At 39.8% G+C, this 16,184-nt stretch carries 18 protein-coding genes and 1 pseudogene; 6 read left to right on the top strand and 13 right to left on the bottom strand.

Annotation, left to right across the window (positions count from 1 at the left end):
- Nucleotides 1-81: 81 nt before the first annotated feature.
- The 3 genes from RS893_RS02015 to lpdA all read right to left on the bottom strand — a co-directional run bounded on the left by RS893_RS02015 (nt 82) and on the right by lpdA (nt 3,023).
- Nucleotides 82-333: a DUF5340 domain-containing protein gene (locus RS893_RS02015; RefSeq protein WP_315789594.1), complete on the bottom strand. Its 252-nt coding sequence runs from the start codon at nt 331-333 to the stop codon at nt 82-84.
- A gap of 298 nt (nt 334-631) precedes the next feature.
- Complete coding sequence (trpC, locus tag RS893_RS02010; RefSeq protein ID WP_315789593.1) at nt 632-1,519, bottom strand: indole-3-glycerol phosphate synthase TrpC; 888 nt, start codon at nt 1,517-1,519, stop codon at nt 632-634.
- A 73-nt stretch (nt 1,520-1,592) separates the two neighbouring features.
- Entirely contained in the window at nt 1,593-3,023 is a 1,431-nt protein-coding gene (lpdA, locus tag RS893_RS02005; protein ID WP_315789592.1) for a dihydrolipoyl dehydrogenase, read from the bottom strand.
- Between the two features lie 403 nt (nt 3,024-3,426).
- On the opposite strand from lpdA, the gene RS893_RS02000 reads away from it, so the two are divergent.
- Together RS893_RS02000 and RS893_RS01995 are read left to right on the top strand one after the other, a co-directional pair.
- Nucleotides 3,427-5,085: an alpha-amylase family glycosyl hydrolase gene (locus RS893_RS02000; RefSeq protein ID WP_315789591.1), complete on the top strand. Its 1,659-nt coding sequence runs from the start codon at nt 3,427-3,429 to the stop codon at nt 5,083-5,085.
- A gap of 162 nt (nt 5,086-5,247) precedes the next feature.
- The gene (locus RS893_RS01995) at nt 5,248-6,111 is read left to right on the top strand and encodes a bifunctional class I SAM-dependent methyltransferase/HIT family protein (RefSeq protein ID WP_315789590.1); all 864 of its coding nucleotides are present in this window, start codon (nt 5,248-5,250) and stop codon (nt 6,109-6,111) included.
- Between the two features lie 30 nt (nt 6,112-6,141).
- Here the strand turns inward: RS893_RS01995 and RS893_RS01990 are convergent, their stop codons facing one another.
- The 5 genes from RS893_RS01990 to RS893_RS01970 all read right to left on the bottom strand — a co-directional run bounded on the left by RS893_RS01990 (nt 6,142) and on the right by RS893_RS01970 (nt 8,482).
- Entirely contained in the window at nt 6,142-6,372 is a 231-nt protein-coding gene (locus RS893_RS01990; protein WP_315789589.1) for a type II toxin-antitoxin system HicB family antitoxin, read from the bottom strand.
- Nucleotides 6,369-6,590, bottom strand: coding sequence for a type II toxin-antitoxin system HicA family toxin (locus tag RS893_RS01985; RefSeq protein WP_315791838.1), 222 nt, complete (start codon nt 6,588-6,590; stop codon nt 6,369-6,371). Before RS893_RS01985 ends, RS893_RS01990 begins: the two co-directional genes overlap by 4 nt.
- 603 nt (nt 6,591-7,193) lie before the next feature.
- The gene (locus RS893_RS01980; RefSeq protein ID WP_315789588.1) at nt 7,194-7,358 is read right to left on the bottom strand and encodes a tetratricopeptide repeat protein; all 165 of its coding nucleotides are present in this window, start codon (nt 7,356-7,358) and stop codon (nt 7,194-7,196) included.
- 24 nt (nt 7,359-7,382) lie between these two features.
- Nucleotides 7,383-7,784: a hypothetical protein gene (locus RS893_RS01975; protein WP_315789587.1), complete on the bottom strand. Its 402-nt coding sequence runs from the start codon at nt 7,782-7,784 to the stop codon at nt 7,383-7,385.
- A 257-nt stretch (nt 7,785-8,041) separates the two neighbouring features.
- Complete coding sequence (locus tag RS893_RS01970; protein WP_315789586.1) at nt 8,042-8,482, bottom strand: COP23 domain-containing protein; 441 nt, start codon at nt 8,480-8,482, stop codon at nt 8,042-8,044.
- Between the two features lie 442 nt (nt 8,483-8,924).
- Here RS893_RS01970 and RS893_RS01965 point away from each other — a divergent pair, with 442 nt between their 5' ends.
- Nucleotides 8,925-9,236, top strand: coding sequence for a hypothetical protein (locus tag RS893_RS01965; RefSeq protein ID WP_315789585.1), 312 nt, complete (start codon nt 8,925-8,927; stop codon nt 9,234-9,236).
- 67 nt (nt 9,237-9,303) lie between these two features.
- On the opposite strand, the gene tftA is transcribed toward RS893_RS01965, so the two are convergent.
- On the bottom strand, nt 9,304-10,653 hold the full coding sequence (gene tftA / locus RS893_RS01960; protein ID WP_315789584.1) for a hormogonium tapered terminus morphoprotein TftA: 1,350 nt from the start codon (nt 10,651-10,653) through the stop codon (nt 9,304-9,306).
- A 178-nt stretch (nt 10,654-10,831) separates the two neighbouring features.
- On the opposite strand from tftA, the gene dnaG reads away from it, so the two are divergent.
- Nucleotides 10,832-12,763: a DNA primase gene (dnaG, locus tag RS893_RS01955; protein WP_315789583.1), complete on the top strand. Its 1,932-nt coding sequence runs from the start codon at nt 10,832-10,834 to the stop codon at nt 12,761-12,763.
- 126 nt (nt 12,764-12,889) lie between these two features.
- On the opposite strand, the pseudogene RS893_RS01950 reads toward dnaG, so the two are convergent.
- A pseudogene (locus tag RS893_RS01950) lies at nt 12,890-13,251 on the bottom strand (helix-turn-helix domain-containing protein).
- Nucleotides 13,245-13,457 carry a helix-turn-helix domain-containing protein gene (locus tag RS893_RS01945; RefSeq protein ID WP_315789582.1) on the bottom strand — a complete coding sequence of 71 codons (213 nt, stop codon included), beginning with the start codon at nt 13,455-13,457 and terminating at the stop codon, nt 13,245-13,247. The pseudogene RS893_RS01950 and the gene RS893_RS01945 overlap by 7 nt, the downstream one beginning before the upstream one ends.
- A gap of 51 nt (nt 13,458-13,508) precedes the next feature.
- Here RS893_RS01945 and tnpA point away from each other — a divergent pair, with 51 nt between their 5' ends.
- Together tnpA and RS893_RS01935 are read left to right on the top strand one after the other, a co-directional pair.
- Nucleotides 13,509-13,907, top strand: a complete 399-nt coding sequence (tnpA, locus tag RS893_RS01940; protein WP_315789581.1) for an IS200/IS605 family transposase — start codon at nt 13,509-13,511, stop codon at nt 13,905-13,907.
- Nucleotides 13,908-14,047: 140 nt separating this feature from the next.
- Entirely contained in the window at nt 14,048-14,875 is an 828-nt protein-coding gene (locus RS893_RS01935) for a hypothetical protein (protein WP_315789580.1), read from the top strand.
- Nucleotides 14,876-14,909: 34 nt separating this feature from the next.
- Here RS893_RS01935 and RS893_RS01930 read toward each other — a convergent pair whose 3' ends face one another.
- The gene (locus RS893_RS01930; RefSeq protein ID WP_315789579.1) at nt 14,910-15,194 is read right to left on the bottom strand and encodes a hypothetical protein; all 285 of its coding nucleotides are present in this window, start codon (nt 15,192-15,194) and stop codon (nt 14,910-14,912) included.
- A 6-nt stretch (nt 15,195-15,200) separates the two neighbouring features.
- Entirely contained in the window at nt 15,201-15,503 is a 303-nt protein-coding gene (locus tag RS893_RS01925; protein WP_315789578.1) for a hypothetical protein, read from the bottom strand.
- Nucleotides 15,504-16,184: the final 681 nt, after the last annotated feature.

Genomic DNA, 16,184 nt, shown 5'->3' with positions numbered 1-16,184 from the left:
TACACAGAGTTGGTACAACTTGGTGAAGTTTGCGTTGGTGGGGGTTCACCCCCTACCATACACAGTCTTTGTTGCTTTTACTTATTCAACTGAAGATACGTGTTCGCTACTCAGATGATTAAGTGACCAACGGTGATCAACAGTCATTGATGAACCTTGACAAATTTCTTCTAGATGCTTTTGTTGAACAGCAGCTTTGCGGAGAGTAATAATTAGCTGATTGACTTGATTTCGCAGTTCTGGATTATTACTTACTGCTAACATTGTTTGTCTTTCTAGTAATTGCAGTATGAGTTCGTAGTGGATGGGTGAAGGCAGAGGAATTTGCTCCATGAAGTTTATTTTTTATTTGATCTTTTGATTTCAAATCCAAGACTGTCTGTTAATCAGCGAATTGTTACATAATACCAATTTGCCAAAAGAATGCGACAGATAGGCCATCTTGTAGAGACGCGATTCATCGCGTCTTTATCCAAGGATGTGTTGCAATCATTAATTGAATTGGTATAAGTAGAAGGCAGAAGGAGAAAGACTGAACCTATCTAATTTTGGGCAGAAGCATTTTACGCTTAATTATGTCCACCTACATAAACAATAAATATTTGCTTGAATACTGGCTTGACTCAAGTAATCAATATTTGGTGAAAAGATTAGCGATCGCTAATTTTGGATCTGGTTGTTTAACTAATGATTCACCAATAAGAACAGCAGAAGCGCCTGCTTTTTCTACTACATTCAAGTCATTAGGTGTATGTAATCCTGACTCACTTACAACAAGAATGTTCCGTTCCTGCAAATTTTTACCTCTTGCTGATAAAAGCTCACAAGTGGTTTGTAAATCAACAGAAAAATCTTCGAGGTTACGGTTATTAATACCTACTAAAGAAACACCATCTATAGCTAACACACGGTCAAGTTCTGCTAAAGTATGGACTTCAATTAATGCTGCCATTTTGAGAGCATTGGCAATCTTGACAAAGTATTGTAAATCCTGATCGCTGAGAATAGCTGCAATGAGCAGAATCGCATCTGCACCAAGAACGCGGGCTAGATACATTTGATAGGGATAGATAATAAATTCTTTACACAGCAAAGGTAAATCGACAGCAGTGCGGATTTTAGCTAAATTATCAAAGCTGCCTTGAAAGAATTTTTCATCCGTTAACACAGAAATACAACTAGCGCCACCTTGTTGATATTGCAAAGCGATCGCCACAGGATCAAAATCTTCTCTGATCAAACCTTTGCTAGGAGAAGCTTTTTTGACTTCAGCAATTAAAGCTGGTTTAGTCTTTGCGTCTCGCAGCGCCGCTACAAAATCACGGGTTGGAGGTGCAGTTAAAGCTTGCTTTTGCAACTCTTGTAAGGGTTGCTTTTCCCGCATTTGGTCTACTTCTTCTTCTTTTTGCCAAACAATTTTTTCGAGGATGTTTCTTGGTTCAGCCTCAGGAGTGGCAACTTGATATCTTAAATTAGACACTGCAACAGTTGGATTGGGTGGACGGCGACGGATTTGCATGGGAAATTATGAATTATGAATTATGAATGATGAGTGATGAAGGTTTTATAATTCATCATTCATCATTCAGCATTTAGAGGGCGGCTGCGCGTTTATAAGCTTCGTCTAGCACTTCTGAGAGTGTGGGGTGGGCGTGAACCAAATGGGCGAGGGTGTGGACAGACTGACGATTGGCGATCGCGGCTGAAGCTTCGTGGATGAGGTCGGAGGCGTGCATTCCAAAAATATGGACTCCTAAAACTTCACCGGTGTCTTTACGATAAATTACTTTTGCCATACCATCGGCTTCGCCTTCTGCCAAGGCTTTGGAATTACCTTTGAAGTAACTCTTTGCCACTGCGATTTCAAAACCTTCGTTTGTGGCTTTTTCCTTGGCTTGTAATTCGGTCATCCCGACATAGCTGACTTCTGGGTGAGTAAAGGCGGCTGCGGGGATACTAAGGTAGTCTACTTCTTTGTATTTACCACAGATATTTTCTACTGCCACAATACCCTGAGCAGAGGCAGCATGGGCTAGCATCATTTTGCCAGTGGCATCGCCAATTGCCCACAAATGTGGCACAGGTTCACCCCCACTTAACACAGCCATAGTGTCATTGACGGGAATAAAATTCCTGCGGTCTAATTCTACACCTACTGATTCTAAACCGAGGTTTTGGGTAGCTGGAATGCGCCCGGTTGCCACTAAACAAGCATCGACTTCTAGCACGTCTACATCTTCTTTGGTTTTGAAGTCGGCTAATTCTATTACCACTGGGGAACCCGGGATGACTCTTTTGGCGTATATTCCTACATAAGTTTCAATATCGCGGGGAGTGATTAGCACCCGTTCGGCAAGTTTGGCAATATCACGATCAAATCCAGGCATTAGTTGATCGAGTGCCTCGATCATAGTGATTTCGCAACCCAAAGCCGAGTAAACATCAGAAAATTCCAAACCAATGTAACCACTACCAATAATTGCGACCCAATTTGGTAATGATTCTAATTTTACCCCTTGGTCACTGGTAAAGACTGTTTTGCCGTCTACTTCAATACCAGGAGGGACAAAGGGAACTGAACCAGGAGAAAGAATAATATCTTTGGCGGTGATTGTTTTTTCACCACTGTCTGTTACTATACTCACTTTTTGAGTGCCGACGATTTTGCCCCAACCCCGAATAATATCAACCCCTAAACGCTTGAGGCTGTTGGTTAGGTCTCCTTGAATTTTCGCGACAAGATTGTTAGCGTGGTCGGCGATCGCTTGCCGCTCAAATTTTACACCTGCGACTTGAATTCCCAACGTTTTCAAATGATGGGCGTCTCTGAGTTCCCGTACGCGTCCAGAGGCTGCTAGCAATGCCTTAGAAGGAATGCAGCCTCGGTTGACACAGGTTCCCCCCATATCAGCCGCTTCAATGATTGCTGTCTTCAAACCACAGCTAACGGCGTGCAAGGCAGCTCCATGTCCGCCCACTCCAGCGCCGATAATCACTAAATCATAATCAAATCCTTGACTCACGTTAGTTTCCCCGCGTGCATAGCCCTATATATTCTTAAACTGACCAAGCAATCAGTGCAAGTCTATTTAATTTTAGGCTGTTGGAGCGAATTGGGGAGATGGGGTGGGGAGTAATGTAGAGACGCGATTCATCGCGTCTGGGAGTGTGGGGAGTGTGGGGAGAATAACCAACCACTAACAACTAATGTACAGACGCGATTAATCGCGTCTCTACTAACTACTAACCATTAACGGTGAGATATTAGTAATTATTTATAATTAATTTTGGTTATTTTTTAAATATTTATTTCTGAAGATAGAGGTAATTACTGTTTATTTATTTCTAGGGAAAGATTGGCTATTTTTTTTGAAAATCAGAGAATACTTATGCCAGGATTCACTAATCAAAATAAACTGAAAAATTATGGCGAAGCCAATCGAATTTAATCTATTTGCACCTTATAACAAAGCAGCAGCTTTAATTGGTTCTTTTTGTGATTGGCAAGAGATTCCAATGGAAAAAGGTGATGATGGTTATTTCCGTACAACAGTTGAATTAGAAGATGGAGATTACCAATATAAATTCCGTGTACAGTCAAAATCTTGGTTTTTTGAAGAAGACCAATGGGTTGATGTTACAGATCCATATGCTGTAGATATAGATGAATTAAGTGGTCAAGATAATGGTATCGTACGTATCAAAGATGGACAAAGAATAGTTGATACTTATGTTTGGCAGCATGACGATAAGCCTTTACCTGCTGACCATGAATTAGTGATTTACGAATTGCATGTCGGGGACTTTTCCGGTGGTGAAGATGATCCTTATGCACGCGGTAAGTATAAGCATGTAGTTGAAAAATTAGATTATCTCTGTGAATTGGGTATTAATGCTATTGAGTTAATGCCTGTTAAAGAGTATCCAGGTGATCATAGCTGGGGATACAACCCCCGCTATTTTTTTGCCCCAGAATCAAGCTATGGTTCTACAGCTGGGTTAAAAAATCTGATTGATGAGTGCCACGGTAGAGGAATTCGCGTCATTATGGACGGGATTTATAATCACTCAGAAGCATCAAGTCCATTAACTCAAATTGACCATGATTATTGGTATCATCATTCTCCACGTGACCCTGATAATAGTTGGGGCCCTGAGTTTAATTACGAATTCTATGATGAAAATTTAGAGACTTACCCAGCTCGGAGATTTATTGGTGATACAGTCCGTTTCTGGATTGAAGAATATCATATTGATGGTATTCGCTACGATGCAGCACGGCAAATTGCGAATTATGACTTCATGCACTGGATTGTACAAGAAGCGAAAAAAACTGCTGGTGCAAAACCTTTTTATAATGTTGCTGAACACATTCCTGAAACTCCCAGCATCACTAATGTTGATGGACCGATGGATGGTTGCTGGCATGATAGTTTCTATCACTGTATTAAAGAACATATCTGTGGTGAAACATTTGATATAGAACGACTCAAAGATGTCATTGACTGTAAACGTCAAGGCTTCATGGGTGCTACAAATGTTGTCAATTACGTCACAAATCATGACCATAATCATTTGATGGTTGATTTAGGCGATCGCAACATTTTTGATGAGGAAGCTTTCAGAAGAATCAAACTAGGTGTGGCGATTTTAATGACTGCTGTTGGTGTACCCTTAGTTTGGATGGGTGAAGAGTTTGGTGAGTATAAACCAAAGACTCCAGAATCAGCAAAAATTGATTGGACGCTACTAGGTCATGATTTGAATCGCGGTTTATTTGAGTACTATAAAGGATTAATTAACCTGCGTAAAGAAAATCATGCACTTTACACAGAAAATATCGACTTTATCCACGAAAATCCAGAGGCAAAAGTATTAGCTTATAGTCGCTGGAATGATGAAGGTTCCCGTGTGGTTGTTGTCGCTAATTTCTCAGAAAACTTCCTTGCTGGCTATCATGTGCCTAATTTCCCTAACGGTGGTACATGGCACGAATGGACAGGAAATTATGATGTTGAAGCTGGCGATGATGGCATCATGATTGATATTGGGCCTTACGAAGCAAAAGTGTTTGTTTGGTACTAGGATATTGCTTGCTGTCAATCTCTCAGATCCCCGACTTTTCAGAGAAGTCGGGGATCTTGTTTTTTGTGGACGTGAGGGCGATCGCTTCCTAAAATTGATCAGAACACGTAGTTATAATTAGCGATCGCTTCTTGCAAGTCTTCTTAGAAGCTTTATTTTTTCATGAAAAAGCAAACAAATCAATTTAGCCACCTCACAGCAATCGAAAGAGTTTATCTATCAGTTCCGACAAGTTTTTTATTAGAGAAAAATTTGCTTCAAGGTAAAGTCCTAGATTTTGGTTGTGGCTTTGGCAATGATGTTAAATTATTGCGACAAAAAGGATTTGATATTACAGGTTATGACCCTTATTATTTTCCCCAATACCCAAAGTCAAAATTTGACACTATAATTTGTGTTTATGTTTTAAATGTTTTATTTCCTGAAGAACAAGCAAATGTTCTCATGGAAGTATCGCATCTATTAAAACCAGGAGGGAAAGCTTATTATGCAGTGAGAAGGGATATAAAAAGAGAAGGCTTTCGCGAACATTATGTTCATAAAAAACCTACGTATCAATGTATTGTTAAGCTTCCTTTTCAATCTATATCATTAGATGAATCTTACGAAATTTACGAGTATAGACATTATAATTTCCAGAGAAATTCTTCTAATTATTGCTTATTTTGTAACCCGAATAAACACCTAAAGATACTCACAGAATCAGCAACAGCTTATGCTATATTTGATGGCTATCCCGTCAGTAAAGGTCATGTTTTGGTTATCCCTAAACGTCATGTGAGTAATTATTTTGAGCTACCTTTTCAAGAGCAATCTGCTTGTTGGCTAATGGTTAATAAAGTGCAAGAAATTCTCAGCCAAGAATTTACACCTGATGGGTTTAATGTAGGGATGAACATCAATCGAGATGCAGGTCAAAATATGATGCACGCCAGTATTCATATTATTCCACGTTACAAAGGTGATACTTTTGGTGCTAAAGGTGGCATCAGAAATGTGATTCCCAAAAAAATAGTTTGTAGTTAGCGATCGCTTTCTAATCGATATACTCAAAGTTTATGCAACTTTCAAGGGTTTCTCAGGTAAAACAATTGCTTCTGGTAAAGGCTTCCCCTGCTCTTGATACCATTCAATTAAAGACTCAATCACTTCGTGTCCGTGTTTTGCAGCTTCTTCGTAAGTTTTGCCATGAGTATGAAATTGCTGCCAAGGAAATTCGGGTAAGTGTACTAAGTAGCAATCATCCTCGTCTGACCATTGAATTACCATGCTATAGCGATGGTTCATTGTTCCTCCTCAATTTCTTTTTGGTTTTCTATCTCCTTTAGCTTTTCCAACACCCGATTTACTTGCTTCTCTAAGTATCTTCGCGCATCATCTCCATCTTTGCCAGCAATAGTGACAGGTTCGTCAGGGATGAGTGGATGAGTCCAAAAAGTGTGACTACCTTTGCCAAGACGGTAGACGAACCCAGCTTTCTGTAATATTGCCTTTAACTCTCTAATTTTCTTGGGCCTCTACCTTTAATGTAAATCACTTGATTAATTCTTAATTAAATTAACCTATCACTACTCTTACTAGTAAATCTGAAAGCGATCGCTTGTATTTACCTAAACCAAAAATGGCGATCGCACAATTACACCAAAAATACAGATTCCCGACTTCTCAACAGAAGTCGGGAATCTTGTTTTTCGTCATACACAAAGTTACTAAGACAAATCAAACCTAGAGTTTCAGGTTCTAAACTCGAAGTTTCTCGTTTCAACCTTGGAATTTCATGTTCCAAACAAGAAGTTTCTCATTTCAAGCTTGGAGTTTCATGTTCCAAACAAGAAGTTTCTCATTTCAAGCTTGGAGTTTCAAATTCCAAACAAGAAGTTTCTCATTTCAAGCTTGGAGTTTCAAATTCCAAACAAGAAGTTTCTCACTTCAAGCTTGGAGTTTCAAATTCCAAACAAGAAGTTTCTCATTTCAACCTTGAACCTACATTCTTTGGGAACTGATCGCATAATCAAACGAACATTAATTAAGCCACCTCCCCATCCTCCTGCCTATTGCTGGTACTTTCTAATCAATTCCAACGCTTTTTGATAATCAGCTGTTTTTCCTTATTGTCGAAACAGATCGGCAGCTTTGTGCAAATCAGCAATTCCACCCTGCTTATCTCCTGTTTCAGCACGGGCTATACCTCGGTTTCCGTAAGCTTGGGCATAGTTGGGATTAATTTTGATGGCAGAGTTGAAATCAGCGATCGCCCCTTGCTTATCTCCCAAATAGTAGCGGGCAAAATCCCGATTCTAGTAGGCTTGGGCATAGTTAGGATTGAGGCGAATTGCCTCTGTGTAATCCGCAATAGCACCTTTATAGTCTTTCTTACCAATCTTGTTATAACCTCTGATATAAAAGTCATCCGCTTTCGGCGCAGCAGCAACTACATCTGGCGTAAATATTTGATACTTTTTATTGTTATTGTCTTTCACCACATGATAGGCAGTCAGGACTGTGTAAGTATTACCAGAACGCTTAACAATGATTCTCGAACCGGCAATAGTGGGATTTTGGCTGTCAACAATCCGCACAGTGATTTCTCTACCTATCTTTTCTACCTCTTGTGGGGATATTGCTACTGCTACTTGTGACTGCACCAGTACCATTGACACACCAATCAGCACGGGTGGAAGTGCGTGGTAGTATTTCATTTCCTTACTTTATTTTCTGAGCAAACTTTTTCTGTAATCGAATTACCCAAAAAATCTTCAAAACCTCACGCTGCCCTAGCGGACATCCCTCTCCTTACCAAGGAGAGGGAAAGATTTTTGCTATGCAAAAAGCGAGGGTGAGGTTTAGTCTTATGGTTCCTCTGGTACGCTGTTCAGGTACGTGGAAAAATCAATAGAAATTTGTGTATCGTCGTTATTTTGATCTTGTATTTTTCCAGCCGCTAAAGCACTGCGATCTAAAAGTTTCTCGACAGCCTGTTTAGCATTAGTACCACGCTTGAGGTGAATAACAGAGTATGAGTTGTGCAAGCATCACCTGTATTAATGGCAGCACAAATTACCGGATAACCATTGAGTGTCCCACTAATAATTTTTTTGAGAGTACCGTTGTCATAACTTCTTTGAAATCTTTGTGCTACCTGCTGGCAACGTACTAGAGGAGCCAAATTAGAAGAAAAGTATGTGCTGCTAACCCAACGAATCATCGGTGTGTTTCTACCATCCCAGGTTTTCGCAAATGTTACAGGATAACCCTTGGTCTTGGCACAAAAAAAGGTTGTGCTACTGGCATAACTATGCTGATAGATAATTGCAGTTGTGGTAAATGTAGTCAGCAAAGCGATACCACAAACTCTTGCAACTTTTGTCAACATGGGACTGAGTAACCTGCTGCTCATAAAAAGAGAAGTGCGTGACTAGCTAAAAAAGCGTAGCTCTTACTGTTTTCGGAATATAAACACCTACAAATCATCTTTGCAGCATTTCGGAATTATACTTAAATATAATAGTAAAAATACGAATTATGAACAAAGAAAGTTTGAAGTTGCCTTTTCTAGTTCTGATTAACTGCTTGTCCTTTATCAGTTAGATTGATCGGAGAATCATAGGTACAGGTTTAGTAAATATGACGAGTAAAATAAACCTCACCCCGTCCTATCGGACACCCCTCTCCTTAGAAAGGAGAGGGGGCGGGGGGTGAGGTTTTGTATCTGATTGAGTTGAAAATCACTATAAACTTAAACTCAGTTAAGTTATACCAATCCTAGTTGATTTGTAAAAATTTTCTGGGTAGACAAAACCACCCCAAAAGTTTTATTTGCACTATCTATAACTTACATCATGCGAATTAAATATTTATCAGCTTATATCATTTATTTTCTTGTATTAGTACTCTTTTTCTCTCTTGTATCTTCTGCTGAAGCTTCTGTTTGTCGAGATTTACAAGGACATCAAATTTGCATTATAAGTATTAAACGCAGTGCAAAAAATTATTGGGAATATCGGGCAGTTGTGAGTGTAGATGGAGTCAAAAGACCCCTGGAAATTTACAATTGTCGTCAGCAAAATAAAGTTGAAGAAGATGGAACTATTGTGCCATTTGATGAAGTTGATCCTGGGAAATTAATATGCAGTTATTTTCAAAAAAACTAGTACCAATGACAAATGAAAAATGACAAATGACGATCCTTACGAATTAACTTTATTCGTGTCGATCTACTTACATCAATCCTGCTGATTCATACAGGCGTTTGAGCATTGCCATGATCTTGTCACCATAATTTGAATCTGCTGACCACCGCCCTGATAACTGACTGACCAAGGGGGCGATACCGCGTGTGACGAAGCGAAATCTTGGATCTACTACTTCTTGTACTAGGGGTTCTAAACTAGCGTAAGCTTTTAAGTGTTGGACATGCGCCCTCACTCCAATTCTGGCACTTTCAAAACTTGCTGCCTCTCTGCCTCCACCAATTGTACCTAAACCTGCAAAGTTATTTTGCTCTGGTTTGATATCATCGCCAAAGCGTAAAAAACCAGTTTCTACACACATTTGACAGAAAGCAATGTCATAGTTAACTCCTTCGATCGCGGCTTCTTCCCGATAGAGTTTGGCGATGTCAGGAAACCGCACTAAAGCATTTTCATTATTATTTTTTAAAAATATCTGTAACTGTACTTCTGAGGCATTACCATGAGACATGATTTTGTCAATTTGTCCAGAGCAAATTACTAAATTGGAACGTAAAGATACAGTACGACTCGCACTATCCCAACTGACAGAAACATTAAATTCTCGCAGTTCAATAGCTTTAACATAAACAACTCGACGATAGGTTATACGGCGGACATTGGGTGCTTTGGACAGATCAATCTGCAAGCGATCTACTAAGTCAACTGGGATGTAAGCATTACCGTCAACTAATATCCCTTGCTCGGAATATTTTTGTCCGTTAATGTTAATATTAATTGCTGGATATGTTGCTTCCTCCCCTTCTGAACCGGGGTCAACAGCACGACTCCAAGCAGCAAGTCCATCAGCTATTCCTAAGGCAAAATCACGACGACGGTTTTGTAGCAAAGCCCGATCTTCTGGATTACTCAAAAAACCAACTTGCATTAACAAAGCGGGTGCTTTTGTTTGGCGACAAAATGCTAAACTACCTAAACCCGAATTTGTGTCTGGTTTCACACCTCGGTTAGGTAATTGCGTCACACGGCGTAGCAACCCCATTAATACCAATTCTGCATTGCTTTTGCGTTCATCATTGTTGGCAATGTAAAAAACACTAGCCCCACGCACAATAGGACTGCTAGCAGCATCGGCATGAATTTCTAGTGCTACATCACCCCGACGAACACGAGAATTGATCCAGTCGATAGTTTGCTTGGCACTCAAGTCATCGGGAACCGCTAAAACTTCAAAACTCCGCGCCCTCAGTTCTGTCACAATTAAATCGCGCAATAAAATCATTTCTCTGGCTTCTGTCGTCCCACCAGCAATCGAACCTGGATCAATTCCACCTGTTTCTTTGCCTCCGTGGGCTGCGGAAAGAAAAATACGTCCCATTTTCAGTATTTCCTCTGATAATATTTAAGTGTAAGTAATTGAATACATTATTATTGGCTTGGAAACAAGAATATAATAGCTATCAGGAGTTAGTAGTTAGTAGTTAGTAGTTAGTTGTGGGTTGATAGCCATTAAACTACTATCCACTAACCACTATCCACTAACCTAATGACTAAATATGTACACTCCGCGCCTACACCCAGATACTATAGAGGAAATTAAACAACGGGCTGACATTTACGATGTCATATCGGAATACGTTGTTTTACGCAGGCGTGGTAAAGATTTTGTGGGTTTGTGTCCTTTCCACGATGAAAAATCCCCCAGTTTTACCGTTAGCCCCACCAAGCAAATGTATTACTGTTTTGGCTGCCAAGCGGGGGGGAATGCGATCAAGTTTCTGATGGACTTGCACAAGCATTCTTTTGTGGAAGTGGTGCTAGATTTGGCACGGCGTTACCAAGTTCCTGTGCAAACTTTAGAACCAGAACAAAGACAGGAGTTACAACGGCAATTATCGGAACGATCGCAACTTTACGAAATTCTCGCTTCTGCTGCCCAATTTTATCAACATGCCCTCAGGCAACCCCAAGGACAAGTTGCCCTTGAGTATCTGCAACAAAAGCGGCAATTGCAAGATGAGACTATTGTGCAGTTTAACTTGGGTTATGCTCCTGCGGCTTGGGAAACTCTCTACCGTTATTTAGTTGAAGATAAACGCTACCCGGTGCAGTTGGTGGAGAAAGCCGGGTTAATTAAACCCCGCAAAGAAAGCAGTGGGTATTATGATGTGTTTCGCGATCGCTTAATGATTCCGATCCACGATGTCATGGGACGGGTAATTGGTTTTGGCGGTAGAACTTTAGGAGATGAGCAACCGAAGTATCTGAATTCACCGGAAACTGAGTTATTTAATAAGGGTAAAACTTTATTTGCACTTGATCAAGCCAAAGCTGGTATTTCGCAAATCGATCAAGCCGTAGTGGTGGAGGGATATTTTGATGCGATCACCCTCCATGCGGCTGGAATTAATAATGCTGTTGCCTCTTTGGGTACTGCCCTCAGTATAGACCAAGTACGGATACTATTACGCTACACTGACTCTAAACAACTAATACTGAATTTTGACGCCGACAAAGCCGGTAATATCGCCGCCGAAAGGGCGATCAGAGAAATTGCGGAACTCGCGTATAAGGGCGAAGTACAACTTAAAATTCTCAACTTGCCTGATGGCAAAGATGCCGATGAATACTTGCATACCCATACATCAGCAGATTATCAACAACTGTTAGCGAATGCACCTCTGTGGCTAAATTGGCAGATTCAACAAATTATTAAAGATCGAGACTTGAAGCAGGCTACAGATTTTCAACAAGTCTCACAACAACTAGTAAAATTACTGAAAAATATTAGTAATATTGATACGCTTAACTATTACGTTTCTTATTGTGCAGAAATCTTAGCTTTAGGAGACGCTAGGCTAGTACCTTTGCGAGTCGAAAATCTTTTGACTCAAGTTGCACCTCAAAATAATATTAGGGGTATAGCGCGTCCCCAGTATAGACCAACTCCAGAATTACCTACACAGACAAGTACGAAAACTCCTGCAACTTCAGAAAAAAGTCTACTAGAACAAGCAGAAGCTTTGTTACTGCGAATATATCTGCATTGTCCGGAACACCGCCAAGCCATCAATGAGGCTTTAGAAGAACGAGATTTGCAGTTTAGTCTTTCTCACCATCGCTTTTTGTGGCGACAAATTTTAGAACTTGCATCTGATAGTTTAGAGGATGATTTAATTTCAACGGTGCAAGATAGATGTTTGGAATTTCCTGAGGAAATGGCGTTGGTTTCCCATCTGTTTCAACTCAACGAAAGAAGTAAAAAAGAGATATTACGTACTCCCCAAGTTGTGCAAGCAACTACTGCTTGTATGGAAAGGGTTTTGAGAGAGAAACGCTATCGTCATTTTTTGGAGTTGTGGGAACAAACTGATCCCAAGAAGGAACCCCAGAGATGGCAATCTTATTATCAAGCTTTTTATGCAGAGAAGTTGCGGTTGCAGGAGTTAGATAAACAACGGCAGTTTTCTTTGACTGATTTGTTTTAATGTTGTAGGAAAGCTAGAAATAATCACCTAAAGATGCTTTTTTAACGCAGAGGGACGCGGAGTCAACGCAGAGGTTCGCAGAGTTTGGACGAATTTTATTCGCTACGAATTAGTGAAATGTTGTAATTAGATGAACAGGCTAGGTATACTTTGAAATAATCACCAAAAGCTTTGGCTTGTGCTTTGCTGATCGAAGGTTTACCATTCACAACTTCCGACACTACACCACTTGAGCCAATAATGCTTACTAAGTCAGCTTGGCGGGTTCCACTGGCTTCCATAATATGTTGGAGAATTTCATGAGGTGTAGATTGATCTATCGGGTAATTTTGCGTTTCATATGCTTCAATCAATATCACAAGTAACTTGTGTAGAACTTGCTCTTTAATTGTGCGTTTCTTCTTAAAAGTTAGTTTTTCTACTACTTGCAAAACACGTTCGTACTCTTGTTCTGTCTCAATTGCTATAGGAGTAACCTCAGCTAACAAATTGCAATAAGCATTTTGATCACCAACTTTTGCAAGTCGTTAATAAACCCCACTCTTAAGGGCGAGGTCTCAATTGGTAGCTTCTCGGACTGCTTACAAATAGCCAATGCATCATTCCAAACTACGCGCACACAGCCAAACAACTGAGCTAAAAGCTTTTGTTGTTGGTCTGTTGGGTAGAAACGGAATTGATATCTGGCTTTCATGAGCAATGTTATAATTGGTCTGTTAAAGTATTATACATTGGTCTACAAGAAGTGACAACCCAGTTTCGCAGAGAAAGATACTCTGTTACAGACTTAAAAATTCATTTGGTCTGCGTTACTAAGTATCGTAGGTCTGTGTTCACAAAAGAAAGCCTTGAATTAATTGATAAAACGTTTAGAGAAGTAGCCAAAAAAATGGATTTTCAAGTAATTGAATTTAACGGCGAGGACAATCATGTTCACGCACTTATTGAATATCCGCCCAAGTTGTCCATATCTCAAATAGTTAATGCTTTGAAAGGGGTTTCCAGTCGTAGATATGGACAAGCCGGATACAAAAAACCCCACAAAGAAGCTTTATGGAGTCCTAGTTATTTTGCTGTTTCTGTTGGAGGTGCGCCATTACATATCCTAAAGGAGTACATGAGAAATCAAGAAAAGCCGTCCTAGAAGGACGGGGCTTGTATCCCATTCTTTTGGTCAAAAGTAAGGGTCATTTTTCCATTTACCTTTAACGTAGTCGCGATCGCTGCTGCAAAAGATACTTTTGTAGTATTAGAATTCTAAATAAAGTAAGGAATTTAAACTGTATGCAGAAGGGACGTGTGCTGATAGTTGGTTTAGATGAACCGGAAGTTAGTGCTATTCGCGATCGCCTTGACTGCATGACAGTAGCTTATGAATATCTGCCTAATATTAAACTTGTGGAAGGTAAGTTACTGGTGGAGAGTCGCACACACGCGTCGCGTTTTTTGCCAGTTGATCGGGTGGTTTATCACGGCATTTTCGACAATGATTTTGATTTTTTGACTTTGTTAGCACTGTGGGGTGGCCCTTGTTTACCTGATGCTAACGGTATGATGGATTGTCGGTTACGCCATTCGGGATTAGTTAGGGCGTTACGTGTGACGAAGTTCGGTAATATGCTGCGTGGTATGTCAATCAATGGAGAGACTTGGTATGCTGAATATACTACGGTTGCAAAATGGGGCAACTGGCATTGTGGAGAAAATAAAGCTAAGTTTGCTGGCAGTTGGACACCTCCAGAAACCACTGTTTTTGAGCCTTTTATTGCTGGTGAAGCTGTGCGGGTAGTTTTGATTGGTTCACGTTTTTGGCAAATTCGCTTAACAGGGGATGATTGGCTGAAGTCAATTCATCATCCTGATGCCGCAGAGATGCCTGTAGACGAGGAATTATTGGCAGATACCCGTGAGTTGGCTAAGTATTTTAATTTAGCTACAGTGGGTGTAGATTACATGATCAACACCCAAGGTAACAAATATTTATTGGAAGTTAATCACATTCCCAATGTTACGGTATTTCCTTTTATACGCGAGGCATTTATTGACTTAGTTTCTCAGTGGTGTACTAGTGTAAGTGATGAGAAATTCAGTGAACAGTACCAGCCGCAGTGACTAATAAAATTTGATAACTGACGCCTAATGTGAATTAAAGAGGTTGAGATTGGAAAGTGAGAACATTAATGCCAAAACGTCGGCGAAGCAAAAAACGTAGTGTGTCAGATGCAATCTTGGCAGCAATATGTACACAAAAACCATCAACGGTTTTGTTGAGTAGGCGGTCGGGATTACGGGCAGCGTTTCCGGCAAAGTCACTATATCGCTTGTCACGCTTGAGTCCTAATACTGGTAATGGTTTAGTGTCAACAATGAAATATTTTTTACTTTCCCCAAGCAATTGCTTTACCCAACTGCGACGTAATTTTTCTAACATTCCATCTCATTTGCGTAACCGACGATGAAATTGAGTTTGGTCAAGTAAATTTGGAAACCATTCTTTGTAATTACCTCGGATAAAACCCAGAAACTGTGTTTCTCCTGGAAATGGTAGATAATCCATGACTAGTGCCAGTGTCATGATTTCACTTTCGCTCATACTTGCTTTCACTCCTGGCTTTAGGAGAGTTGTATTTTTTACTTGCTTTTCATAGCAATCATCTACTACAAAGATTGTCGTTAATAGTGTTCTAAAGTCTATGCTAGTCATGGGGGGAGTCTGAAGTGAAAAGCTGGTAACTTTCATCTTCTTACTTCTCCCGCCTTTTTTCTAATTCACATTAGACGTGAATTATGAAAGTTTTAGGATTCATAATTTATTATTTATATTCTCACCTGACAACCAGCCTCTAGTCCCTTGTTTTCTAAGTAGATGTAATTTTATGTATTTATATTAATTTATACAAATACTGTGTCTCAGATTTTATTGAATATACCAGTATTAATATGTATACCGTTTTTACATTTTAGAGATTAAATTGGGTGTAGACAGAGTCGTATAGTTTAATACGCTTTTTCTTGACTTTCTGGTACTAATTTACATGACTTTGTTAACCACTAACGGATTCTTGTTGGAATCTGTATTTGTCAACAATTCCCAACAATTCCAGCTTTAAATCTAAAATTATCATTGATAACTCAAATATCAAAGAATATTAACTATTTTGCTAGCAATCACTAATTGCTGCTCCTAAATTCCACGAAAATGCTTCTTTTTTCTTTACTTAAATCATCGCCATTATTATACTCCAAAGCCAAAATAGGTTTGTATCCTGGTAATGGCATTGCCAGCTAAATGGTGTACCAAATAAACTTTGTTAGATGGGAAAAGGGGAAAGGGTAAGGGAGAAAGAATGATTTTCTATAACCTTTCTGGGAAACAAAACCCGTCTATTATGCGTTGGTGAAACTATTGTGCCTCTCTAAC

Origin of the sequence: Fischerella sp. JS2, from assembly GCF_032393985.1 — a bacterium.
Classification (GTDB): domain Bacteria; phylum Cyanobacteriota; class Cyanobacteriia; order Cyanobacteriales; family Nostocaceae; genus Fischerella.
The sequence above is the reverse complement of the archived record's forward strand: the minus strand, read 5'-3'. Positions and strand labels throughout refer to the sequence as shown.